Source organism: Mycobacterium angelicum (assembly GCF_002086155.1).
Classification (GTDB): Bacteria; Actinomycetota; Actinomycetes; order Mycobacteriales; family Mycobacteriaceae; genus Mycobacterium; species Mycobacterium angelicum.
The window spans coordinates 1-452 of the sequence record NZ_MVHE01000282.1 but is presented as its reverse complement, the minus strand read 5'-3'; the positions used below and the strand labels follow the sequence as shown (position 1 = coordinate 452).

Sequence of the window (452 nt, the reverse complement as noted above, 5' to 3'; positions counted from 1 at the left end):
CCGGCGCTTGATGTTGTTGATGTGGGGTATTCGTTGGTGAGCACGCGGTCGGTGTTTGATCATCGGGCGGTGGTGGTCGGCCAGACTCGCGATGAGTTGCTGGCTGGGTTGGCTGGGGTGGTTGCTGGTCGGCCGGAGGCTGGGGTGGTCTGCGGTGTTGGCAAGCCGGCGGGCAAGACGGCTTTTGTGTTTGCCGGTCAGGGCTCGCAGTGGCTGGGTATGGGTAGCGAGCTTTATGCTGCCTACCCGGTTTTCGCCGAGGCCCTCGATGCTGTGGTGGACGAGTTGGACCGGCACCTGCGGTATCCGCTGCGCGATGTGATCTGGGGGCACGACCAAGATCTGTTGAATACCACCGAATTCGCCCAGCCGGCGCTGTTTGCGGTGGAGGTGGCGCTGTATCGGCTGCTCATGTCGTGGGGGGTGCGGCCGGGTTTGGTGCTGGGTCATTC

The 452-nt window shown here is 63.5% G+C and carries 1 protein-coding gene; it reads left to right on the top strand.

All coding sequences use genetic code 11. The annotated features are described in order from the left end of the window. Positions 1–452, top strand: a 452-nt coding sequence (locus BST12_RS29405) for an acyltransferase domain-containing protein (RefSeq protein ID WP_139802093.1), incomplete at both ends; no start/stop codon positions are given.